The sequence below is a fragment of the Cryobacterium sp. Hz7 genome (genome assembly GCF_004402815.1).
GTDB lineage: Bacteria > Actinomycetota > Actinomycetes > Actinomycetales > Microbacteriaceae > Cryobacterium > Cryobacterium sandaracinum.
Genome location: NZ_SOFB01000048.1, coordinates 83,298 through 105,111, shown reverse-complemented (window position 1 = coordinate 105,111; position 21,814 = coordinate 83,298). Strand labels below are relative to the sequence as shown.

At 67.3% G+C, this 21,814-nt stretch carries 24 protein-coding genes; 6 read left to right on the top strand and 18 right to left on the bottom strand.

Annotated features, from left to right (window positions below; genetic code table 11):
• The first annotated feature begins 46 nt into the window (after window positions 1–46).
• Genes E3N86_RS10260 through E3N86_RS10245 form a run of 4 tightly spaced genes read left to right on the top strand, consistent with a single transcriptional unit; the run spans window position 47 to window position 3,990 of the window.
• Window positions 47–1,324, top strand: a complete 1,278-nt coding sequence (locus E3N86_RS10260) for a branched-chain amino acid ABC transporter permease (RefSeq protein WP_134373349.1) — start codon at window positions 47–49, stop codon at window positions 1,322–1,324.
• A gap of 14 nt (window positions 1,325–1,338) precedes the next feature.
• Window positions 1,339–2,319 (top strand): branched-chain amino acid ABC transporter permease, encoded by a 981-nt coding sequence (locus tag E3N86_RS10255; RefSeq protein WP_104101024.1) that lies wholly within the window; start codon window positions 1,339–1,341, stop codon window positions 2,317–2,319.
• Window positions 2,309–3,223: an ABC transporter ATP-binding protein gene (locus tag E3N86_RS10250; protein WP_104100922.1), complete on the top strand. Its 915-nt coding sequence runs from the start codon at window positions 2,309–2,311 to the stop codon at window positions 3,221–3,223. Before E3N86_RS10255 ends, E3N86_RS10250 begins: the two co-directional genes overlap by 11 nt.
• Complete coding sequence (locus E3N86_RS10245) at window positions 3,220–3,990, top strand: ABC transporter ATP-binding protein (RefSeq protein ID WP_104171787.1); 771 nt, start codon at window positions 3,220–3,222, stop codon at window positions 3,988–3,990. Before E3N86_RS10250 ends, E3N86_RS10245 begins: the two co-directional genes overlap by 4 nt.
• 219 nt (window positions 3,991–4,209) lie before the next feature.
• Here E3N86_RS10245 and E3N86_RS10240 read toward each other — a convergent pair whose 3' ends face one another.
• From E3N86_RS10240 to groES, 4 genes are all read right to left on the bottom strand, one after another.
• The gene (locus E3N86_RS10240; protein ID WP_104100924.1) at window positions 4,210–5,505 is read right to left on the bottom strand and encodes an ABC transporter substrate-binding protein; all 1,296 of its coding nucleotides are present in this window, start codon (window positions 5,503–5,505) and stop codon (window positions 4,210–4,212) included.
• Window positions 5,506–5,630: 125 nt separating this feature from the next.
• Entirely contained in the window at window positions 5,631–6,362 is a 732-nt protein-coding gene (locus E3N86_RS10235; RefSeq protein WP_134511904.1) for an ABC transporter substrate-binding protein, read from the bottom strand.
• A gap of 46 nt (window positions 6,363–6,408) precedes the next feature.
• Window positions 6,409–7,338, bottom strand: a complete 930-nt coding sequence (gene rarD / locus E3N86_RS10230) for an EamA family transporter RarD (protein ID WP_134342991.1) — start codon at window positions 7,336–7,338, stop codon at window positions 6,409–6,411.
• 101 nt (window positions 7,339–7,439) lie between these two features.
• Entirely contained in the window at window positions 7,440–7,736 is a 297-nt protein-coding gene (gene groES, locus E3N86_RS10225; RefSeq protein ID WP_066597535.1) for a co-chaperone GroES, read from the bottom strand.
• 127 nt (window positions 7,737–7,863) lie between these two features.
• Here groES and E3N86_RS10220 point away from each other — a divergent pair, with 127 nt between their 5' ends.
• A complete protein-coding gene (locus E3N86_RS10220; RefSeq protein WP_134511903.1) occupies window positions 7,864–9,063 on the top strand; it encodes a methyltransferase domain-containing protein in 1,200 nt (399 codons plus the stop codon).
• Between the two features lie 25 nt (window positions 9,064–9,088).
• Here the strand turns inward: E3N86_RS10220 and E3N86_RS10215 are convergent, their stop codons facing one another.
• The 10 genes from E3N86_RS10215 to glmS form a co-directional block, all read right to left on the bottom strand.
• Window positions 9,089–9,499, bottom strand: a complete 411-nt coding sequence (locus tag E3N86_RS10215; protein WP_134511902.1) for a DUF4190 domain-containing protein — start codon at window positions 9,497–9,499, stop codon at window positions 9,089–9,091.
• Window positions 9,500–9,518: 19 nt separating this feature from the next.
• Window positions 9,519–10,082, bottom strand: coding sequence for a DUF4190 domain-containing protein (locus E3N86_RS10210; protein ID WP_134511901.1), 564 nt, complete (start codon window positions 10,080–10,082; stop codon window positions 9,519–9,521).
• Between the two features lie 97 nt (window positions 10,083–10,179).
• On the bottom strand, window positions 10,180–10,548 hold the full coding sequence (locus E3N86_RS16850) for a DUF4190 domain-containing protein (RefSeq protein ID WP_166785071.1): 369 nt from the start codon (window positions 10,546–10,548) through the stop codon (window positions 10,180–10,182).
• 139 nt (window positions 10,549–10,687) lie between these two features.
• Window positions 10,688–11,800 (bottom strand): tRNA (adenosine(37)-N6)-threonylcarbamoyltransferase complex transferase subunit TsaD, encoded by a 1,113-nt coding sequence (gene tsaD / locus E3N86_RS10200; protein ID WP_134511900.1) that lies wholly within the window; start codon window positions 11,798–11,800, stop codon window positions 10,688–10,690.
• Window positions 11,797–12,261 (bottom strand): ribosomal protein S18-alanine N-acetyltransferase, encoded by a 465-nt coding sequence (rimI, locus tag E3N86_RS10195; protein ID WP_241986014.1) that lies wholly within the window; start codon window positions 12,259–12,261, stop codon window positions 11,797–11,799. The genes tsaD and rimI overlap by 4 nt, the downstream gene beginning before the upstream one ends.
• Before the next feature lie 47 nt (window positions 12,262–12,308).
• A complete protein-coding gene (gene tsaB, locus E3N86_RS10190; RefSeq protein WP_134373341.1) occupies window positions 12,309–12,941 on the bottom strand; it encodes a tRNA (adenosine(37)-N6)-threonylcarbamoyltransferase complex dimerization subunit type 1 TsaB in 633 nt (210 codons plus the stop codon).
• A gap of 155 nt (window positions 12,942–13,096) precedes the next feature.
• Window positions 13,097–13,618, bottom strand: coding sequence for a tRNA (adenosine(37)-N6)-threonylcarbamoyltransferase complex ATPase subunit type 1 TsaE (tsaE, locus tag E3N86_RS10185; RefSeq protein WP_104100933.1), 522 nt, complete (start codon window positions 13,616–13,618; stop codon window positions 13,097–13,099).
• Window positions 13,618–14,796: an alanine racemase gene (gene alr, locus E3N86_RS10180; RefSeq protein WP_134373339.1), complete on the bottom strand. Its 1,179-nt coding sequence runs from the start codon at window positions 14,794–14,796 to the stop codon at window positions 13,618–13,620. The genes tsaE and alr overlap by 1 nt, the downstream gene beginning before the upstream one ends.
• Window positions 14,793–15,149, bottom strand: a complete 357-nt coding sequence (locus E3N86_RS10175) for a holo-ACP synthase (protein ID WP_104100935.1) — start codon at window positions 15,147–15,149, stop codon at window positions 14,793–14,795. The genes alr and E3N86_RS10175 overlap by 4 nt, the downstream gene beginning before the upstream one ends.
• Before the next feature lie 59 nt (window positions 15,150–15,208).
• A complete protein-coding gene (gene glmS, locus E3N86_RS10170) occupies window positions 15,209–17,059 on the bottom strand; it encodes a glutamine--fructose-6-phosphate transaminase (isomerizing) (RefSeq protein ID WP_104100936.1) in 1,851 nt (616 codons plus the stop codon).
• Between the two features lie 33 nt (window positions 17,060–17,092).
• Here glmS and coaA point away from each other — a divergent pair, with 33 nt between their 5' ends.
• Window positions 17,093–18,049, top strand: a complete 957-nt coding sequence (gene coaA / locus E3N86_RS10165) for a type I pantothenate kinase (protein ID WP_104100937.1) — start codon at window positions 17,093–17,095, stop codon at window positions 18,047–18,049.
• Between the two features lie 307 nt (window positions 18,050–18,356).
• On the opposite strand, the gene glmM is transcribed toward coaA, so the two are convergent.
• The 4 genes from glmM to E3N86_RS10145 all read right to left on the bottom strand — a co-directional run bounded on the left by glmM (window position 18,357) and on the right by E3N86_RS10145 (window position 21,724).
• A complete protein-coding gene (gene glmM, locus E3N86_RS10160) occupies window positions 18,357–19,718 on the bottom strand; it encodes a phosphoglucosamine mutase (protein ID WP_104100938.1) in 1,362 nt (453 codons plus the stop codon).
• Between the two features lie 21 nt (window positions 19,719–19,739).
• The gene (rpsI, locus tag E3N86_RS10155; protein WP_104100939.1) at window positions 19,740–20,225 is read right to left on the bottom strand and encodes a 30S ribosomal protein S9; all 486 of its coding nucleotides are present in this window, start codon (window positions 20,223–20,225) and stop codon (window positions 19,740–19,742) included.
• Between the two features lie 49 nt (window positions 20,226–20,274).
• The gene (gene rplM, locus E3N86_RS10150; protein ID WP_104100940.1) at window positions 20,275–20,721 is read right to left on the bottom strand and encodes a 50S ribosomal protein L13; all 447 of its coding nucleotides are present in this window, start codon (window positions 20,719–20,721) and stop codon (window positions 20,275–20,277) included.
• A 169-nt stretch (window positions 20,722–20,890) separates the two neighbouring features.
• Window positions 20,891–21,724: a tRNA pseudouridine(38-40) synthase TruA gene (locus E3N86_RS10145; protein ID WP_134373367.1), complete on the bottom strand. Its 834-nt coding sequence runs from the start codon at window positions 21,722–21,724 to the stop codon at window positions 20,891–20,893.
• Between the last annotated feature and the right edge of the window lie 90 nt (window positions 21,725–21,814).

Below are 21,814 nucleotides of genomic sequence, written 5' to 3'. Positions count from 1 at the left end.
AGGTGCAGTGAATTCCCCTGAAGCTGTTCGCAGATTCTCACCCAGAATGCTGGTGATCTTTTTCGGCCTGCTCTTCGCAGCCCTGACTATGTCCACATTCGCCACCGTCTCGGCCAGTCCGGCTCATGCCGATGAGGTCGGAACCGATCAGTACGAGTTCGTACTCACCGGCAATGTGCAGTTCGACCAGAAACCGCTCGACAATGTGCTGATCACCGTCGAGGGGGCCGGCTATGAAGCATCCGTGGAAACGGGTGCCGACGGCAAGTGGAAGGTCGGCGTGCCCGAGAAGGCCGCCTACACCGTCACCCTCGATGAGGAGACCCTCCCCGAGGGCGTCGTCGTCGCCAAGGGCGGCAGCGTGATCGAGGCGGAATTCGCGCTCACGAAGGTGAAGTCGGTCAACTTCTTCCTCGGTGAGGGCACGCGCACGACGGTGAGCTTCTTTGACCAGTTCATCAATCGGTTCGTCAACGGGCTGAACTTCGGTCTGCTCCTGGCCCTCGCCGCGATCGGGCTGTCCCTGATCTTCGGCACCACCGGGCTGAGCAACTTCGCGCATGCGGAGATGATCACCTTCGGCGCGCTGATGTCCCTCCTCTTCTCGGTCACGCTCGGCCTGCCGATCTGGCTGGCGATCATCATCGCCGTCGCGCTGAGCGCGGGCTTCGGCTGGAGCCTGGACGCGGTGATCTGGAAGCCGCTGCGCCGCAAGGGCGTCGGTCTGATCCCACTGATGATCGTGAGCATCGGCCTCTCGCTCGCCCTGCGCTACCTGTTCCAGATCTTCGTCGGCGGCGGAACGAGCCAGCTTCCGGGATCCGGCCTCGCCGACATGCAGCTGGGTCCGATCCGGCTCTCGATGATCGACGTGGCCAGCATGGGCATCAGCATCGTGGTGCTGTTGGCCGTTTCCTACTTCCTGTTGCGCACCCGCATCGGCAAGGCCACCCGCGCGGTCTCCGACAATCCCAGCCTGGCCTCGGCCAGCGGGATCGACGTCGACGGCGTCATCCGGATCGTCTGGGTGCTCGGTGGGGCCCTCGCCGGCCTCAGCGGAATTCTGTGGGCCTACTTCCGACCGGGCGTCAGCTGGGATATGGGTTTCCAGATCCTGCTGCTCGTCTTCGCGGCCGTGACCCTCGGCGGTCTTGGCACCGCTTTCGGCGCCCTGATCGGTTCGATCATCGTCGGCCTGTTCGTCGAACTGTCGACGCTGTTGCTTCCCTCCGACCTTAAATACGTCGGTGCACTTGTCGTGTTGATCCTGGTGCTGCTGCTTCGGCCGCAAGGCATCCTGGGTCGCAAAGAGAGAATTGGCTAGAAGGGCATCCGATGATCGACTGGGGAGCAATCTTTAGCAACGCAGCCGTCGAGCTGATCAGCCCGACCACCGCCGCCTACGCCCTCGCGGCTCTCGGGCTGGCGATCCACTTCGGATACACCGGCCTCCTGAACTTCGGCCAGGCCGGCTTCATGGCCCTCGGAGCCTACGGGTTCGCCATCTCCACCCTCAGCTTCGGTTTCCCCGTCTGGGGTGCCGTGCTGGTGGGGGTCGGCGCATCCGTCGTTTTCGCCCTGGTCCTGGGCATCCCGACGCTCCGCCTGCGCGCGGACTACCTCGCGATCGTGACGATCGCGGCGGCCGAGATCGTGCGCCTCCTGTTCACGACGAACACGTTCCAGTCCATCACGGGTTCCGCGAACGGCCTGAGCGGCTACAAGGGCGGTTTCGCCGGCCTCAACCCGATCCCGGAGGGGCGCTACGGCTTCGGCCCCTTCGAGTACAACGAGTACGACTGGTGGCTGCGCATCGTGGCCTGGTCGATCGTGGCCCTCGCCTGCCTGTTCACCTGGCAGATCATGCGCAGCCCGTGGGGTCGCGTGATCAAGGGAATCCGTGAAGACGAGGATGCTGTGCGCGCGCTCGGCAAGAACGTCTACTCCTACAAGATGCAGTCTCTGATTCTCGGTGGCGTGTTCGGCACGATCGCCGGAATGATCTTTGTGCTTCCCCGTGCGGTGGTGCCCTCGAATTATCAGACGTCCCTGACGTTCTTCATCTACGCGATCCTCCTGCTCGGCGGCGCGTCGACGATTCTCGGGCCGGTCATCGGCTCGATGGTCTTCTGGGTTCTGCTCTCCTTCTTCTCCGGGTTCATCGCCCGAGCGGTGGAGGCAGGCTGGATCCCTTTCATCACCAGCATTCAGGCCGGCCAGCTGCGCTTCATCCTGGTCGGAGTGGCGATCATGCTTATAGTCATCTTCAGACCGCAAGGCATCTTCGGAAACAAGAAGGAGTTGGCCTTTGTCAAATAACACCGTTCCCAGCAACAAGCCGGTCAAGTCGACCGACCTGCACATCGGCGAGGCCGAACCGGGCTGCAAGAAGCGCGACCCGATCCTGGTTGCCGACGGCGTGAGTCGAACCTTCGGCGGTCTCAAGGCCGTCGACGTCGACCACGTCGAGATCCCGCGCGGCGCCATCACGGCGCTGATCGGGCCCAACGGAGCCGGCAAGACCACCCTGTTCAACCTGCTGACGGGCTTTGACAAGCCTGACACCGGGTCGTGGACCTTCGAAGGTCGCCCCCTGTCGGGGATGCCCGCGTTCAAGGTGGCCCGGATGGGCCAGGTGCGCACTTTCCAGCTCACCAAGGCGCTCGGCCTGCTGACCGTCATGGACAACATGCTGCTCGGCGCCAAGGGCCAGGCCGGCGAGAACCTGTTCCGGGCGATCTTCCCCTTCTTCTGGGCCAAACAGGAGGAGGCGAACAGGGTGCAGGCCCTCGATATCCTCGAACGGTTCAAGCTCGACACCAAGAAGGACGACTACGCCGCAAGCCTCTCCGGCGGGCAGCGCAAGCTGCTCGAGATGGCACGGGCGCTGATGAGCGAGCCGAGCCTGGTGATGCTCGACGAGCCGATGGCCGGGGTGAACCCGGCACTGACGCAGTCGCTACTGGACCACATCCTCAACCTGAAGGCGGAGGGCATGACGGTTCTGTTCGTCGAACACGACATGCATATGGTGCGCCACATCGCCGACTGGGTCATCGTGATGGCCGAAGGCCGCGTGGTCGCCGAGGGCGACCCGCACGAGGTGATGCGTAACCCCGCCGTGATCGACGCCTACCTGGGTCAGCACCACGACGAGGACCTCGGCGAGGATCCGGCCGCCGAAACAGAACGTGTGGAAGCCATTAAGGAGTTGCTCGATTGACGAACACCAGCCCTGCCGCCGCGCCGGCTTACACGCCCACCGGGCAGCCCGTCGTCGAGGTCAAGACGGTGACGGCCGGCTACCTGCCGGGCGTCAACATCCTCAACGCCTGCTCCCTGACCGCCTACGACGGCGAGCTGATCGGGATCATCGGCCCGAACGGCGCCGGCAAGTCCACGCTGCTCAAGTCGATCTTCGGCCAGGTCAAGGTCCGGGAGGGTGAGATCCTGCTTCGCGGCGAGAACATCACCAACCTCAAGGCGAACAAGCTCGTGGCCAAGGGCGTCGGTTTCGTGCCCCAGACGAACAACGTCTTCCCCACGCTCACGATCCAGGAAAACCTGGAGATGGGCATGTTCCTGAAGCCGAAAGGCCTGACCGAACGCCTCGAGTTCGTCACGGAGATCTTCCCGGAGCTCGGGAAGCGTCTGCAGCAGCGCGCCGGATCGCTGTCCGGCGGGGAACGCCAGATGGTGGCCATGTCGCGGGCGCTGATGATGGGCCCGCACGTACTGCTGCTCGACGAGCCGAGCGCAGGCCTCTCCCCCGTGCGCCAGGACGAGGCGTTCCTGCGTGTCAAGGAGATCAACAAGGCCGGCGTGACCACGATCATGGTGGAGCAGAATGCGCGCCGGTGCCTGCAGATCTGCGACCGCGGTTACGTGCTCGACCAGGGCCGTGACGCCTACACGGGCACCGGCCGCGAGCTGCTGAACGATCCCAAGGTGATCGGCCTCTACCTCGGCACCCTCGGCCAGGACGACTAGCCGGAGCCGCCAGCACCGACTGCACGCCCCGCACGACGAAGCGGCGCCCGAGATCTTCGGGCGCCGCTTCCGTGTGTCCGGTGCTCCGTGTCCGGTGACGCCGATCGTGTCCGGGAGAGGGGCGTCACCGGGTGACGGCCGTCACCGGGCGCACGAAGAAGGGCCCCGACCGAAGTCGGGGCCCTTCCAGATCGAATGCCGGTCAGCGACGAATCGTGACTAGTTGATGCGCTTGTACGTGTTGTCTTCGAGGTACTCGTAGACGCCGATGGTTGCCTCGGTCGGGTCGCCGTTCTCATCGAACGTGACCGGGCCGGAGAAGCCCTCGTAGTCGACCTGGTCGCCGGCCGCGAGGGCTTTAGCCGCCGCGGTGAAGTCGGAGACCGTGGTGCCGTCGCCGGTTCCCCCAGAGACCTGGCGGAGGTGCTTGGAGATGGCCTCACCTGAGACGTCGTTGGCCGCGTAGGCGGCCAGCGCGACGAGCATGACGGCGTCGTAAGATTCTGCCGCGTAGCTGAAGTCGGTCAGGGTGGGGTCGATCTCCTTGAGACGATCGGTGAAGTCGCCGAGGGTTCCTACGTCGAGGCCGGGCAGCGTGCCCTTGGCACCGGTGATGATGCCGGCGTCGAAGTCCTTGCTGTAGTCGGACAGGTTGCCGTCCACGAAGTACAGGTTGCCACCGGGGAAGCCGGAGCCGACCAGTGCGGGGGTGATGACCTTGGCCTGGTCGAACGTGATCAGGGCGATCGCGTCGGGGTTGGCGGCGGTCACTTCGGAGATCTGAGCGGCGAAGTTGGAGTCACCCTCGTTGAACAGGGACGTGGCGACAACCTCGCCGCCCGCAGCCTCGAAGGCGGTCGTCGTGGACTCGGCCAGGCCGGTGCCGTAAGAGTCGTTGAGCACGATCAGGCCGAGGGTGCTGTTGCCGTCGTCGGCGATCTGGGTGCCCAGGACTTCACCCTGCAGCAGGTCGGACGGGGCGGTGCGCCAGTAGAGGTCCTTGTCGGCGTACTTCGTGAAGTCCGCCGAGGTGTTGGCCGGGGAGAACTGCACGACGCCCGCGCCGGTGATCTGGTCGATCACGGTCTTGGAGACGCCGGAGGATGCCGCGCCGATGATGGCGGAAACCTTCTGCGAGAGAAGGTCGGTCACCGAACCGGTCGCGGTGTCCGTCGTGGTGTCGCCGGAGTCACGGAAGATGGCCTCAACGGTCAATCCGAGGTTCGCGTCGTTGATGTCCTTGACGGCCAGGGCGACGCCGGCCTCTTCGGGCGGGCCGAGGAAGGCCAGGGCGCCACTCTGGGGAAGGATGGTGCCGACCTTCAGGGTCAGGTCACGGTCGCCGGCCGTGATGGCCTGGGCGTCTCCGCTCGCGGCGGGGGCTTCCGATGCAGCCGGCTCAGTGGTGTTGCTGCTGCAGCCGGTGAGCAGAAGTGCACTGACGCCGACCAAGGCGACTCCAGTGACGACTGCCCGAACTGAGCGGGAGGCCGAGGCCTTCGCGAATACGCTCATGTTGCTCCTTGGGACTAGGAATGAGAAATGACAGCGGTCGATTGACTGCCGTTCTGTCACATTATTGACAGGAATCGCGCGAAACAAGGCAACCGGGTTACATCCGTGTAACGCAGACCAAATCGTTACGATCGGCGGCCGGTGACGCCCTGATAAGCGATCTGTTGCGCATCAGCCAGCGCGGCCGCACATTCTCCCCAGGATGCGCAGGCGAACGCCCCGGTACTGACCTGGTCGAGAGCGGGCCTGATCGACGCCGCACCGTCGTCTCCGGCCCGTGCTGCGGCCAGGGCGCTCAGGACGACTCCGTCATAGGCTTCACCGCCGCCGGCAGTGTCGACCAGCCCTGGATCGAGGGTGCGCAGGCGCGCAGCGAAGCCGTCACTGGCGGCCAGCGGCGTGCCTCCGTTCGCGAAGTCGCCGAGCCACAGCAGTACCACCGGCGCCGCCGCGACGGCGGCGGCCAGATCGCCCGGCATCGGAACGGTGGCGTCCCACAGCACGACGTCGACGCCACGAGCCAACAAGTCGGTCAGCGACGTCGCCGGGTCGACGGCGGAGTCGCGGTGGATGATCTCGATCGGAGTCCCGAGAATTCGGCCCTGCTCGGTGATCTCCCGGGCGGCCAGTTCGGAGCCGGCCACCTGTGCCGCACCACTGGCCGCCGCCGGGCCCGTCATGGGGAACAGAGTTCCGAGGCGCACGGTCCCGTCACCGGACGGAGCCACCACGACGGACGCGGCGGCAGCGGGCTCGACTGCGGGCGGCGCGACCTCAGCCCTACATCCGGACAGCAGGAGCACGCAGGCGAGCGCCCCGACGAGGATGACGGGCAGGGAAGTCGACGCAGTGCGCATCCGGTGTCCTTTCACATACGAGGTGCGTCCCCGAGCGTAGCGGGGCTCAGACCGGTTCAAGGGACGCACGCCGGGGCGCGCGTCCGGTGAGGACCATGTCGGTCGTGAGAACGACCAGCGCCACCCAGACCAGTGCGAAACCGACCCAGCGCTCGGGCGGCATGGGCTCGAGCAGCACGAAGACGCCGACCAGGAACTGCAGGATCGGAGCGAAGTACTGGATCAGACCCATGTATGTCAGAGGCAGGCGCCGGGCCGCGGCGGCGAAGAACAACAGCGGCACAGCGGTCACAACACCTGCTGCCAGCAGCCCCACGGTATGCCAGATGGACACGCTTCCGAAGGTGAGACCGGAGACAGAGGCCACCACGATCAGCTGCACCACGGCGATGGGTGCGAGCCAGACCGTTTCGAGGGTGAGTCCGGCGACGGCATCGACGTCGCGGCCGACCCTTTTCTTGATCAATCCGTAGAATCCGAACGAGAACGCGAGGATGAGCGACACCCACGGCAGCGAGCCGTAGCCGACGGTGAGCACGACGACGGCCCCGAGGCTGATTCCCACGGCCACCCACTGCAGCAGGCGCAGCCTCTCGCGCAGCAGAATGACGCCGAGGAACACGGTCACGATCGGGTTGATGAAGTAGCCGAGGGCTGCCTCGACCACGTGGCCGCTGAGGGCGGCGAAGACGTAGGTCTGCCAGTTGACGAAGATCAGCAGGCCGGCCAGACCCATGGTGAACACGATGCGAGGCCTCCGCAGCAGCGCGAGGAAGGACTTCCACTTGCGCGTGACCGTGATCAGCAGTGCGCAGAACACCAGGGAGAAGAGAACCCGCCAGGCCACGATCTCGAAGGCACCACTGGGCGCGAGGAGCAGAAAGTAGAGCGGCAGCGTGCCCCAGAGGGTGTAGGCGAGGACCGCGTAGATCAGTCCCTTGCTCTGCTCCGACCGCGCCGGGCGGGCCGCGCGGATTTTCCCGGGTGGAAGAGGGTCTTGCGCCACAGCGGACCTTTCTTAACGACGAATCCCGGATGGCCAGGGCCATCCGGGATTCTATCGTTGCGTGGGTGTGGCTAGCGAACGACGACTGCGAGCACGTCGCGGGCCGACAGGACGAGGAGGTCCTCACCACCGAACTTGACTTCGGTTCCACCGTACTTGGAGTAGATCACCTTGTCGCCGACGGCGACGTCGAGTGGAATGCGGTTGCCGTTGTCGTCAATGCGGCCGGGGCCGACTGCGACAACTTCGCCCTCCTGGGGCTTTTCCTTGGCGGTGTCAGGAATGACCAGACCTGATGCGGTGGTCTGCTCTGCGTCGACCTGCTTGATGACGATGCGATCCTCGAGCGGCTTGATGGAGACCGACACGGTTGACCTCTTTCTTAGCTAAGACATAGTTAGCAGACTCACAGCGAGAGTGCCAAGACGAGTTTAGGGCGCATCTGGCACTCACGCAACGTGAGTGCCAGATGCGTCGTGTTGATAGGTTTACACGATGGAACGCTCAGAGCTCGTCGAGCTGTTATCGCCGGGCGGTTTGCGCCTGCTGGACTCGTTGCCGCCGTACGACGCGGCCGCCGACGTCGTGCGGGTGGTGAGCGAACTCCGCAAGGCCGGACACAGCCCCGAGCTGGTCACCGCGGTGCTCAGCCAGTCCCGGCTCCGAGCCAGGGCCGTGCCCAAGTTCGGCGAGTTCGCCGGCCGCATGCTGTTTACGGAGGCCGGCCTCGAGCAGGCCACCCGGCTGCGGGTGGCGGCGCTGCACGCCGGCCGCTTCGCGGGCGCGTCCCTGAACCGGGTCGTCGACCTCGGCTGCGGCATCGGAGGCGACGCCATGGCCCTGGCCGCCATGGACCTCACGGTGACGGGGGTGGACGCCGACGAGGTGACCGCGACCGTCGCCAGCTACAACCTGGCTCCGTTCGAGAACGCGAGCGTGCTGCACTCGTCCGCGGAAGACGTCGATCTGGCCGGCTTCGACGCCGCCTGGCTCGACCCGGCCCGGCGCACCGCCGGGCACTCCAACACCTCGCGCCTGACCCGGCCGGAGGACTACTCCCCGCACCTCGATTTTGTCTTCGGTCTCAGTGAGCGGATGCCCGTCGGCGTCAAGCTCGGGCCGGGCCACGACCGCGAGCTGATCCCCGCGGAGGCCGAGTCTCAGTGGGTCTCCGTGGACGGCAAGCTCGTGGAGATGGGGCTGTGGTTCGGAGCACTGGCGCGCGCCGGCATTCGTCGCTCCGCCCTGCTGCTCGGCCGGACCGGGATCCACGAACTGACCGCGCCCCACGACAGCACGGATGCCCCGGTGGGAGTGCTGGGCGACTACCTGTACGAGCCGGACGGCGCGATCATCCGTGCCCGTCTGATCGGGGACCTGGCCCGGTCGCTCGACGCGTCGATGCTGAGCGAGGGGATCGCGTACCTCACCTCCGAGACCCTGCAACGCACGCCCTTCGCCACCGCATTCCGGGTGCTCGAGGTGCTGCCGGTCGACGAGAAGAAGCTGCGGCTGGGCCTACAAGAACGCCGCATCGGCACTCTCGAGATCAAGAAACGCGGCGTGGACGTCGACCCGGCCACCCTGCGCACCCGACTGAAGCTCAAAGGCCCCGAGTCGGCGACGCTCGTGCTCACCCGGGCCGCCGGCCACCGGGTGGCTCTGCTGGTGGAGCGGATTCCGCCACTCGACTGAGGCCAGCGGCGAAGGACAGCATGGCTCAGCCGGGCACGACCGTCAGCACCTGTGTGACGATCAACACCCACCCGACCGCGAGGACCAGCCCGGCCAGCCCGGTCCACAGCCCGTAGGCCCACGCGGTGCTGGCACGGCGCTCGGTCACGCGGGCCATCACGGCCAGCACGACCGCGGCCAGGGAGAGCGCCGCACCCCAGACGCCGAAGACCGCGATCAGCAGCCCCAGCAGCCCGAAGACGAGCGATGCGATGGACAGCCCGCCCTGGCCTGCCTGCGCGGTCAGCTCGCTGTCGGTGTAGACGTACGGCACCCATTCGGTAGGGGCTGTGATGGTCGACGCGTAGTCCAGCTCCCCCGGAGCGGGCGCCGGAGGCCGGGTGAGGTCGACCCGGAAGTCATCGTTGCGGGACCAGTCCCGTTCCTCCCCAACCATCCCCGCTGCTATCTTCCGCTCAGTACGACGAGGTGGGGATGGTGGCGAAGAAGACAGACCAGATCACGATACTGACCAGTGCCAGACCGACGCCGATGAACCCCGTGATCAGCCCGGTCAGCCAGAAGCCCCTCGCCTGCGGCTCCTTCGACTTACCGAGGAAGCCCAGGACGACCGCGGCGGCGGGGATGAACAGTCCAAGGATGCCACCCACAATCGGGAGGAACACGATCGGCGAGCCGAGCACGCCGATAACGCCGGCGACCAGCGCCAAGATGCTGAAAATCGGCTGCTTCGCGGCGACCGCACCGAAGGGCGACGAATACGCGTCGCCATGGGCAGGCGCCTGGGTCACCGCCGGGGTGCCGTAGCCGGGCGGCGGGGTCGCGGCGCCGTAGGCGGGCGGGACGGAGGCCGGCGGGGTCGGGCCGTTGTACGCCGGCGGGGCGGCGGACGCCCCCTGCTCGTCGCGCGGGATATCGGGGACCTGCGGCACGTCAGGCACCTCCGGCACGCCGGGCACCTGGGGCACGTCAGGCACGCGGGGCACGTCAGAGTTGCTGGGGTTGTTGGAATCGCTCATGCGAATTCATTCCTTTCCGGACAACGGGGTGGCGTCGCTAATTGCATATCGGGTCACGGGTCATCGACGCGCGGAATTTCTGCCCGTGGCCACCGGGTCAGTAGGTATTGAGCAGGGTCGGGTCGTTCGCGATCGCGATCATCAACGGGATCAGCAGGACGACGGCCAGGAGCTGAGCCGCCAGGCCGGCGTAGCCGACAATGAGGCCGGCAATCGCGAGTCCCCGTCCCTTTTCTCCAGTCTTCCCGATCTGGCTCAGACTGATGTGGCCGGTGATGATGCCGACCAGGGAGATCCCGAGCACCGAGGTCACGAGCGACACAATGGACAGCACGTTGTACTTCTCGGACGGGCCCTGCGGCGCGTAGGACTGGGGGTAGCCCGGCTGGGCGTAGGCCGGAGCGGCCTGCGCCGCCGGCGGCTGGAACTTGGGCGGGTTAACCGGCGGCTCGTTGGGGTCGGTCATGTCGATTGCTCCTTCGGGAATGGTGCATCTGAGCTGCCAATCTGGCTCCCAGTCGGACAAGGTGTTGATCGCACGAACAAACGTCGCCTGCCGAAGCCAGAATACCCGTCCGGTGGCGAAATACCGGTGGGAGGGGGTTTCAGACCTGGATCTCGGAGACCGGAAGGGTGGAGTCCGCCCCGAACTCCAGTGACGAAGGCGCATGTCCGGCCATGATCAGCTGCGCCCCGAGGGCCGCGATCATGGCACCGTTGTCGGTGCAGAGCGACAGAGGCGGGATGCGCAGGGCGATGCCGGCGGCATCCGTGCGCTCCTGGGCCACCTGACGCAGCCGGGCGTTGGCGATCACGCCGCCCCCGAGCAGGAGCCTCGGCACACCGAGGTCGACGCAGGCCGCGACTGACTTGGTCAGGAGGATGTCGACGACCGCCTCTCGGAAACTGGCGGCCACGTCGGCCAGCGGCACCGACTCATCCGCGTCGCGTCTCTGCTCGACCCAGCGCGCGACCGAGGTCTTGAGCCCGGAGAACGAGAAGTCGTACCGGTGTTTCGCCATGTCCTTGGGCTGGCTGAGACCGCGGGGGAAACGGATGGCGGCGGGATTGCCTTCCCGCGCGGCCCGGTCGATCTGGGGTCCGCCCGGGTAGGGCAGGCCGAGCAGGCGGGCCACCTTGTCGAAGGCCTCGCCGGCCGCGTCGTCGATGGTCTCGCCGAGCAGTTCGACGTCGGAGACCAGATCGCGCACCAGCAGCAGTGAGGTGTGACCGCCGCTGACGAGGAGCGCAACGGTGGGGTATTCCAGCGGCTTCGTGGAGTCGTCTGCGCCGAGTCGAAGCACATCGGCCCCGACGTGACCGACGAGGTGGTTGACCGCGTAGATCGGTTTGCCGAGCGAGATGGCGAGTGCCTTGGCCGCGCCGACCCCGACCATGAGCGCGCCGGCCAGACCGGGGCCGCAGGTCACGGCCACCGCATCGATGTCCTCCAAACGGATGCCGGCCTCCAGCGCGGCCGCCCGGATCGCCGGAACGAGCTCCTCAAGGTGTGCGCGCGCGGCCACCTCCGGCACGACTCCGCCGTAGCGGGCGTGTTCGTCCATCGACGACGCGATCGTGTTGGAGAGCAGGGTGGTTCCGCGCACGATTCCGATTCCGGTCTCGTCGCAGGAGGTCTCGATGCCGAGCACGAGCGGGTTGGCGCGGTTCTGCGCGGTCATCGCGTTCAGGGTGGTCTGCGCGTTCAGGGCGGTCATTCGGTGGCCTCCAGTGCGGCCTCTGCCGGTGTCATCTGCATCTCGGCGTCAGGCACGTGCAGTCGCATCACGATCGCGTCGACGTTGTCGGGCTGGTAGTAGCCAGGGCGGATGCCCAACTCCTCGAAGCCGAGTCGGCGGTAGAGTTCCTGGGCCGGCGGGTTGTCGGCGCGCACCTCGAGGAACACCTCGCGCACGCCCCGCTTCCGGGCCTCGGCGATCAGGCTGAGCATCAGGGTTCGGCCGAGGCCGTGGCCGCGGGCCTCTTGGGTGACCGCGATGGTCTGAATGTCGCCCTCGCGCGCTCCCTGCAGGGCCTGCAGCCCGGCGTAGCCCTCGATCCGGTCGGGCTCATCGGGGAGGAAGGCCACCAGGTAGTAGCAGTTCGGGTTGACCACGTCCTGGGCCATCGCCTCGGCGGACCACGCGTCGTTGACGAAGATACGGGTCTCAAGCGCCATGATGGCGTCCACATCGGCGGCTCGGGCGCGCCGCAGCTGCCACATTATCAACTCACCCGTTTCGGGCCGTTGGACACGGTGACATCCGGCGAGCGCAGGTAGAGCGCCGTATCGGCGGCGAACGGGCGCTGGTGGGCCCACATCAGCTCGGCAACCTGCCCCAGCTCCCCGGCAGACACGGCGACCGCGTCGAAGCGGGGCACCCCAGCGTGCGCCCAGCCGGGCTCCCGCAGCACGGCTGGCCGGGCCACACCAGGACCGTCGACCCGGATCGGGAGACCCACGGCATCCGCCCCGCTGTACACGGACCAGTTCACCTCGCGGCGACGGGCGTCGGTGACGACGACGAGCGGGCCGGTGTGGCCGGCCTGGTAGCGGCCGAAGGCGAGCGCATCGTGGCTGACGACGGGCACGAAGGGCACCCCGGCGCCCAGCGCGAAGACCCGCGCGGCGGCGATGCCCACACGGAGACCGGTGAAGGGGCCGGGACCCATGCCGCCGACCACCGCGGAGAGGCCGCTGATCGGCACGGCCGCGTCGCTGAGGCAGTCGGCGATCAGGCGGCCGACCACCTCGGCGTGGCGCATAGTGTCGTCGGTGGCGTGTTCGGCGATGACGCCTCGGGCGAGATCCACGACCGCGACGCTCGTTCCGGCGGAAGTATCGATGGCGAGAAGCACCTCACCAGCCTATTCGCTGTGTCCGATGCGCTGTGCCGCTAATGCGCTGTGCCGCCGACGGGCTGTGCTGCCGATCCTGCTCCGCCAAGCCTGCTCGTCGGCCGCCCTGAACGAATTCGACGGAGATTTTGGGCTCTGGAGCCGGATCGGGCCCACTATGGGCCCGTAGGAGCAAAATCTCCGTCGAATTCGTTCGGCCAGCGGGGGCCGTGCGGGGTGACCGTGACCGTGCGCGGCTCGTCGAGGTCAAGCACCTCGGCCTCGTCGGCGACGACGGATGCGGCCGCCTGCGAGGCCCCGACGGGCCGTTCGATCTCGATATCGAGCCAGGAGTCGGCGATACCGTTGAGCATCCCGCGACCCCACTCGACCACGACGATCGACCGAACGAAATCGATGTCGAGGTCATCCAGCTCGAGGGCGCTTCCGAGCCGGTAGGCGTCGACGTGCACGAGCGGGGGTCCGCCGATCGTGCTGGGGTGGGTGCGGGCCAGCACGAAGGTGGGGCTGGTGACCGAGCCGCGCACCTGCAGACCCTCCCCCAGGCCGCGGGTGAAGGTCGTCTTTCCGGCGCCGAGGGGCCCGGTCAGCACGATCAGGTCGCCGGCCTGCAGCAGCCCCGCGACCGTGCGGCCGAACTCGTGCATGCTGTCGGCGTCGGGGATGACGGCGCGCATCAGCGCGAACCGCCGCCGGGCCGAACGCCGCCGCCGGGCCGCGTGCCGCCCGCCGCGCCGTCGACCGCGTTCCGGTAGCTGCGGGTAACCCGGCGGCCGATCCGGGTAACGATCTCGTAGTTGATGGTGCCGGCGGCGTCGGCCCAGTCGGTCGCGCTCGGCACACCGGTCTCCGGGTTGCCGAACAGTACGACCTCGTCGCCGACCGTCACGCGTTCCTGGCCGACGCTGACGACGAACTGATCCATCGCGATGCGCCCGACCAGCGGATGCGAGTGTCCAGAGATGTCGACCCACGCGGTTCCGGAGGCCTGGCGGGGCACGCCGTCCGCGTAGCCGAGTGGCACGAGGGCGAGGTAGCCGTCGACCGGTGCCCGCCACAGGTAGTCGTAGGACACCCCGGCCCCCGCAGCCACGCGGCGCACGGCGGCGACGCGCCCCCGCAGCGTCATCGCCGGGGTGAGGCCCAAATCCCGCGACGTCTGGTCCGCGAACGGCGACAGACCGTAGATGCCGATGCCCACCCGCACCATCGAGAAGCGGGCGGCCGGCACGCGCAGCGCCGCCGCGGTGGACGCCAGGTGGATCAGAGACGGGGCCAGCCCGGTGTCGGCGGCGAGAGCGACACCGCGTTCGAAGCGCTCGATCGCCTCGGCGTCGTCGACCGGGGACGCATTCGACAAGTGGCTGAAAATGCCGGTCACGGTCAGGCGGCCGGCCTGCTCGAGCTGGGCCGCCAGAGCGAACGTCTCGGCCCAGTCCGGTTCGTTCACGCCGTTGCGGTTGAGCCCGGTCTCGAGCTTGAGGTGCACGTCGGCCACGCGACCGAGAGCGGCGGCGGCCTCGGCGACCTGGCGCAGCTGCCGCGCCGAGGACAGCCCGAGGGTGATGCTCCGGGTGATGGCGACGGTGAAATCCGCATCCGGATCGTGCAGCCAGGCCAGGACGGGCGCGTCGATGCCGGCGGCCCGCAGCTCGAGCGCCTCGTCGACGTCGGCCACCCCGAGCCAGTCGGCGCCCGCGGCGAGCGCGGTGCGGGCGACCGGCACTGCCCCATGGCCGTAGGCGTTCGCCTTGACGACGGCCATCAGGTGCGGGGTGCCGGCCACTTGCCTGAGGTGCGCGACGTTGGCGTAGACCGCGCCCAGGTCGACGACGGCCTCGCGGTATCCGGTCATGCCCCGCCCTCCGCGACCACGAACGCACAGGCCACCCCGGCGTCGTGAGTCATGGTCAAGTGCACTGTGTCAATGCCGCGGGCCGTCAGTGCCGCCGCGGTAGCCCCGTGAAGCACGAATCCCGGGTTGCCGTGCGCGTCGGTCACGACGTCCATCTCCTGCCAGCTGGCACCGGCACTGTCGCCGAGCGCTTTGATCAGTGCCTCCTTGGCCGCGAAGCGCGCGGCCAAGGAGTGCATCGGCAACCCGCGCTCGGCTTCCGTGAAAAGCCGCGGAATAAGCCCAGGCGTGCGCAAGACCTGCCGTTCGAAGCGAGCGAGGTCGACGATGTCGACCCCGATGCCCCGGATCATCCGGTCAACCCTTGCACCCTGTGCTGCACCCTCCGGCTACTCCGACTCGAGGACTGGCGCTACTCGACCGTGACGGACTTCGCCAGGTTGCGCGGCTGGTCGACGTCGAGGCCCTTCACCGTGGCGAGTTCCATGGCGAAAATCTGCAGCGGCACGACCGCGAGGAGCGGTTCGAACAGCGGCGAGGCCAGCGGGATGCGGATGACGGTGTCCGCGAACGGCAGCACCGCGACATCCCCTTCTTCGGCGATCGCGATGATGCGCGCGCCGCGGGCTCGGATCTCCTGGATGTTCGAGACCACCTTGGGGTGCAGGTGCGCGGAGCCGCGTGGGCTCGGCACGACGACGAAGACCGGCTGGCCGGGCTCGATCAGCGCGATCGGGCCGTGCTTGAGCTCACCGGCGGCGAAGCCCTCCGCGTGGATGTACGCGAGCTCCTTGAGCTTGAGCGCACCCTCGAGCGCAATCGGGAAGCCCACGTGGCGGCCGAGGAAGAGCACGGCACGCGTGTCGGCCATCCAGGTGGCCAGCTCGTGCACGGTCGACTCCTGCAGCAGCGTGGTCGCCAGCTTGTCCGGGATGGCCTGGAGCTCGGCGATCTGCACGGCGCACTCGGCTTCGCTGAGGCTGCCGCGCACCCGGGCCAAATGCAGGCCGAAGAGGTAGAGGGCGGCGATCTGGGCAGTGAAGCCCTTGGTTGAGGCCACGGCGACCTCCGGGCCGGCGTGGGTGTAGATGACGGCGTCCGACTCGCGGGGGATGGTGGCACCCTGCGTGTTGCAGATCGAGATGGCCTTCGCGCCCGCTTCCCGGGCGAACTTGACCGCCATCAGCGTGTCCATGGTTTCGCCGGACTGGCTGATCGAGATGACCAGGGTCTCGGGGTTCAGCACCGGGTCGCGGTAACGGAACTCGTGGCTGAGTTCGATGTCGACCGGAACCCGGGTCCACTTCTCGATGGCGTACTTGGCGACGTAGCCGGCGTTCGCCGCGGTGCCGCAGGCGACGACCACGATGCGACGGATGCCGGCGAGCACGTCGTCTCCGAATTCGGTCAGCTCGGGAACGACGGCCTGGCCCTCATGGATGCGCCCGCGCAGGGTGTTGCGCACGGCATCCGGCTGCTCGGAGACCTCCTTGGCCATGAAGCTGGACCAGCCGCCCTTCTCGGACGCGGAGGCATCCCAGGCGATGTCGAACTCTTCCACTTCGACGGCGTTGCCGTCGAAGTCGGTCACGGTGACGAGGTCCGGCGTGATCGTGACGATCTGGTCCTGGCCGATGGCGACCGCGCGGCGGGTGTACTCGACGAAAGCGGCGACGTCGGAGCCGAGGAAGTTCTCTCCGTCGCCCAGGCCGATCACGAGCGGGGAGTTGCGGCGGGCGCCGACGACGATGCCGGGCTGGTCTTGGTGGACGGCGAGCAGGGTGAAGGCACCGTCGAGGCGGGAGACGACAGCGCGGAACGCTTCGCCCAGGTCGCCGACGCGCTGGTATTCCCGGCCAAGCAGGATCGCGGCGACCTCGGTGTCGGTCTCACTCTCGAAGGTGAATCCCTCGGCGAGGAGTTCGTCCTTGAGCACGGAGAAGTTTTCAATAATTCCGTTGTGAATAAGGGCCAGCTTGCCGTTGTCACCCAGGTGCGGGTGCGCATTCACGTCATTCGGCGCCCCGTGGGTGGCCCACCGAGTGTGTCCGATCCCGGTGTTCCCATTATTGATCGGGTTCGCCTCAAGCTCGGCGGCCAGAACGGCCAGCTTGCCCGCTCGCTTAGCGGTATTGAGAGCACCCTCGCTGTCGATGACAGCGATCCCCGCGGAGTCGTACCCCCGGTACTCGAGTCGCCGCAGACCTCCCATCAGGACCTGAACGCTCTTGTTATCTCCGACGTAACCAACGATTCCACACATGACTGCGATATTAGTCCGAGTAAGCTCGGTGAAATGTCCGATCCGGTTGCGAGTCCCTGGAACAACGGCCACAGCACTCCTTTCGTCGAACTGGACCGGGCTGACTGGGCCGCCCTCGCGCCAACCACCCGGCTTCCGCTGCGGGAGACGGAGATCGTGCAGTTGCGGGGGCTGGGTGAGCCGCTCGACCTCAGTGAGGTGACGGATGTCTACCTGCCGCTCAGCCGCCTGCTCAACCTCTACGCCGCCGGTGCACGGCAGCTGCACCGCGCCACGAGCGACTTCCTCGGGGAGCGCGCCCAGCGCACGCCGTTCGTGATCGGGGTCGCCGGATCGGTCGCGGTGGGCAAGTCCACCATCGGCCGCTTGCTGAGGGAGCTGCTGGCCCGCTGGGAGGACACCCCGCGGGTCGAGTTGGTGACCACCGACGGTTTCCTGCTGCCCAACGCCGAACTCACCCGCCGGGGCCTGATGGACCGAAAAGGGTTCCCCGAGTCCTACGACCGGCGGGCCCTGCTACGCTTCGTGGCCGCGGTCAAGAGCGGTGCCGCCGAAGTGCGGTCGCCGTTCTACTCACACCTCAGCTATGACATCGTGCCCGACGCCCAGATCGTGGTGCGGCAGCCGGACATCCTGATCGTCGAGGGTCTCAACGTGCTGCAGCCGCCCGGACCGGGCCACGGCCTCGCCGTCAGCGACCTCTTCGACTTCACCGTATACGTGGACGCCCGCACGCAGGACATCGCTCGCTGGTACGAGGAGCGCTTTCTCAAGCTGCAGCGCGGCGCATTCAGTAATCCGAAGTCGTACTTCCACCGGTACGCGAGTATGACCGAGGCCGAGGCGCGGAGCCGGGCCCGGGAAATCTGGACCGAGATCAACGAACCGAACCTGCTGCGCAACATCCGTCCGACCCGATCTCGGGCGACCCTCGTGCTGCGCAAGGATCCGAACCACTCCGTCTCCAAGGTGCTGCTGCGCAAGGTGTGACCCGCCGTGTGTCACCGCACAGTGCGCTCCGCCGGGTGTCACCGCACAGGCACCCTCGACGTCCGGGCACCCTCGACGTCCGGGCACCCTCGACGTCCGGGCACTCCGGCCGTGAACCAATTCGACCGAGATTTTGGCGAAAAGCCGGTTTCTCTGGCTGTTTCGGAACGATTCGGCCACAATCTCCGTCGAATTCGTCAGGGGCGCGGGGCGGAGCGGGCGCGCGGGGCGCAGCCGAAAACGAGGGCGCGGGGCCCGCGGCCGAGAACGAGGGTGCGGCCGCGGGTGCGGCCGCGGCGAGAACTCTCTAGAGGGCGAGCTGCAGGCGCACGATGTCGGCCAGCTCGTTCGCGAGCCGGTCGGCGGTGCCCTGATCAGCCGCTTCGACCATGACGCGCACCATGGGCTCGGTGCCCGACGGTCGCAGCAGCACCCGTCCGGTGTCCCCGAGCTCGGCCTCAGCGGCACGGATAGCCTCCGCGATGACCTCGTTCGATTTCAGCCCGTGATGGTCGATGCCGCGCACGTTGACCAGGATCTGCGGGTAGACCGTCATCACCGAGGCGAGCTCTGCGAGGGTCTTGCCGGTGCGTGCCATCTCGGCGACCAGGTGCAGCCCGGTCAGGATGCCGTCACCGGTCGTGGCGAACTTGGTCATGATCACATGACCGGATTGTTCGCCGCCGAGGGACAGCCCGTCGACGTTGAGCTCTTCGAGCACGTACCGATCGCCGACCTTGGCCTCAATCATGCGGATGTCGTTGGCCGCCATGGCCTTACGCAAACCGAGATTGCTCATCACCGTGGCCACGAGCGTGCGGTCCTTCAGAACCCCGCGCTCGGCCATGGAGACAGCGAGGATCGCCATGATCTGGTCACCGTCGATGATGTTGCCGTCGCGGTCGACGGCCAGGCACCGGTCCGCGTCGCCGTCGTGGGCGATTCCGACGTCGGCACCGGCCTCGAGGACGGCACGGGAGAGATTGTCGAGGTGGGTGGAGCCCACCCCGTCGTTGATGTTGTTGCCGTCGGGGTCGGCTCCGATGACCGTGAGCGTGGCACCGGCATCCGTGAAGACCTGCGGCGATACGCCGGCGGCGGCGCCGTGCGCGCAGTCGAGCACGACGTGGATGCCATCCAGGCGGTGCGGCAGCGTTCCGAGCAGGTGCACGACATAGCGGTCCTCGGCGTCCGCGAAGCGGCTGATGCGACCGACGTCTCCGCCGATCGGCGTGAGCATGTCGAGCGACAGGTGCTCTTCGATGCGGTCCTCAACGTCGTCGGGAAGTTTGGTTCCCCCGAAGGCAAAGAACTTGATGCCGTTGTCGGGAGCGGGGTTGTGCGAGGCGGAAATCATCACGCCGAAGTCTGCGCCGATATCGGCGATCAAGAAAGCCGCGGCGGGCGTCGGAATGACGCCCGCGTCGAGCACGTCCACACCGGAGCTCGCCAGTCCGGCCGCGACCGCGGCCGAAATGAATTCACCGGAGATCCGAGGATCCCGGGCGAGCACCGCAACGGGCCGACGGCCCTCTGCGCGACGCAACTCCGCGCGGCGGCCCTGAGTGAGGACCGCCGCACTGGCCTGGGCGAGGGCCAGAGCCAGGCCAGCCGTGAGATCACGGTTGGCCAGACCCCGGACGCCGTCCGTGCCAAATAGTCGAGGCATTTTTCTACGGTGCCAATCGACTTAACGCTTGGAGAACTGAGGAGCCTTACGGGCCTTCTTGAGTCCGGCCTTCTTACGCTCCTTGACGCGAGCGTCACGGTTGAGGAAGCCGGCCTTCTTGAGGATGGCGCGGTTGTTCTCTTCGTCGATCTGGTTCAACGAACGCGCGATACCGAGACGCAGGGCACCGGCCTGGCCGGAGGGGCCACCACCGGTGATGCGGGCGATGACGTCGTAGCTGCCGATGAGGTCGAGCACCTTGAACGGGTCGTTGATGAGCTGCTGGTGCAGCTTGTTCGGGAAGTAGTCCCCGAATTCGCGGCCGTTGACGGTGATCGTGCCGGAGCCGGGGACGATGCGCACGCGGGCGATGGCCTGCTTGCGACGTCCGACGGCTGCGCCGGGGACATTGAGGATGGCGCGGGGCGCCTTGGTTACAGTCTCGGTCGGAGTCTCGGTCGAGTAGCTCTCCGGAGCCTGGTCAATCTGATCTGCGATTTTCGCCACGATGGTGTGAATCCTTTTTTCTTAGAATCGAAAAGTCTGGGGGCCGGCGCTACTGAGCGACCTGGGCGAGGGTGTACGGCTTCGGCTGCTGCGCGGCGTGCGGGTGCTCCGGGCCGGCGTAGACCTTGAGCTTGGCCAGCTGGGCGCGGCCGAGCGTGTTCTTCGGCAGCATGCCACGGATGGCCTTCTCGACCGCGCGGGTCGGGTGCTTCTCGAGCATCTCCGAGTAGTTGGTGGCCGTGAGGCCGCCCGGGTAACCGGAGTGGCGGTACGCCATCTTCAGGTCGAGCTTCTTGCCGGTAAGGGCAATCTTCTCGGCGTTGATGATGATGACGAAGTCGCCCATATCCATGTGGGGAGAGAACGTTGCCTTGTGCTTCCCGCGAAGGAGAATGGCGGCGTGGCTGGCAAGACGACCGAGCACGATATCTGTGGCGTCGATGACGACCCAGTCGTGCTGGACTTCGCTTGCCTTGGGAGTGTAAGTGCGCGTCACTATTGAGCTGCTTTCTTGTTCGAACGGAGGTGTTCGTGAATCCCGCTCCGGGTGTGTTCCCAGAGAGGGAACACGATCGATGGAGGGCTCACGTTCGTGTGTCTGGCTGCAACGCACAGACACCAAGGAATAACACTAACGCCGTCGGCCCGGCAGCGCAATTCAACCATTACTCGGTGTCGTCGATGAGCTCCCGGCGCGCGCGCGTTTCGCGGGCCCGCACGGCGAGCAGTTCGTCGGCCGGATAGCCGACCTGAAGCAGCGTGAGACCCTGGGCGGGCATCACCTTGAACTCGCTGGTGCGGGCCCGCTCGATCCGGAGGTCGACGAGGCGGTCCCCGGACAGCCGCCCCTCCCCCACCGCGACGCAGGCCCCGACCAGCGCGCGCACCATGCTGTGGCAGAAGGCGTCAGCCTGAACGGATGCGACGAGCACACCATCCGGATCGCGGTACCAGCGGAACTCCTGCAGGGTGCGGATCGTGGTGGCCCCGGGCCGCGGCTTGCAGTAGGTGGCGAAGTCGTGCAGGCCGATCAGCGTCGCGGCAGCCGCGTCCATAGCGTCCACGTCGAGAGCGAAGCCGTGCCAGGTGGTGCGGAACCGCTGCAGCGGGTCGTGCCCGACGACGGAGTCGGCGATCCGGTACTCGTAGCGCCGGTAAAGCGCGGAGAACCGGGCGTCGAACCCGGGCGGGGCGAGCACGGAGGATGTGATCACGATTTCGGGCTGGGTGACGAGGATGCCGCTGAGCCGCCGCTGCACCATGACCGCCAGGGGCGTCGGGGGCCGCCCCTTGCCGCGGGAGATGCGCACGAGGCCGTCGGCCTGGTCGGGGTTCAGATCGAAGTGGGCGACCTGCCCGGTCGCGTGCACACCGGCATCCGTTCTCCCGGCCACGGTCAGGATCGGGGTCGGCGGGTGGCTGTGCAGGATGCCGGCCAGCCCGGCCTCGATCTGACCCTGCACGGTGCGGAGGCCCGGCTGCGTCGCCCAGCCGCTCATGCCGGTGCCGTCATAGGCGATGTCGAGCCTGATCCGGGTGGTGCCCGCTGCTTGGGTCTCGTCGGGCGCCGGGGGAAGAATCACGGAGGT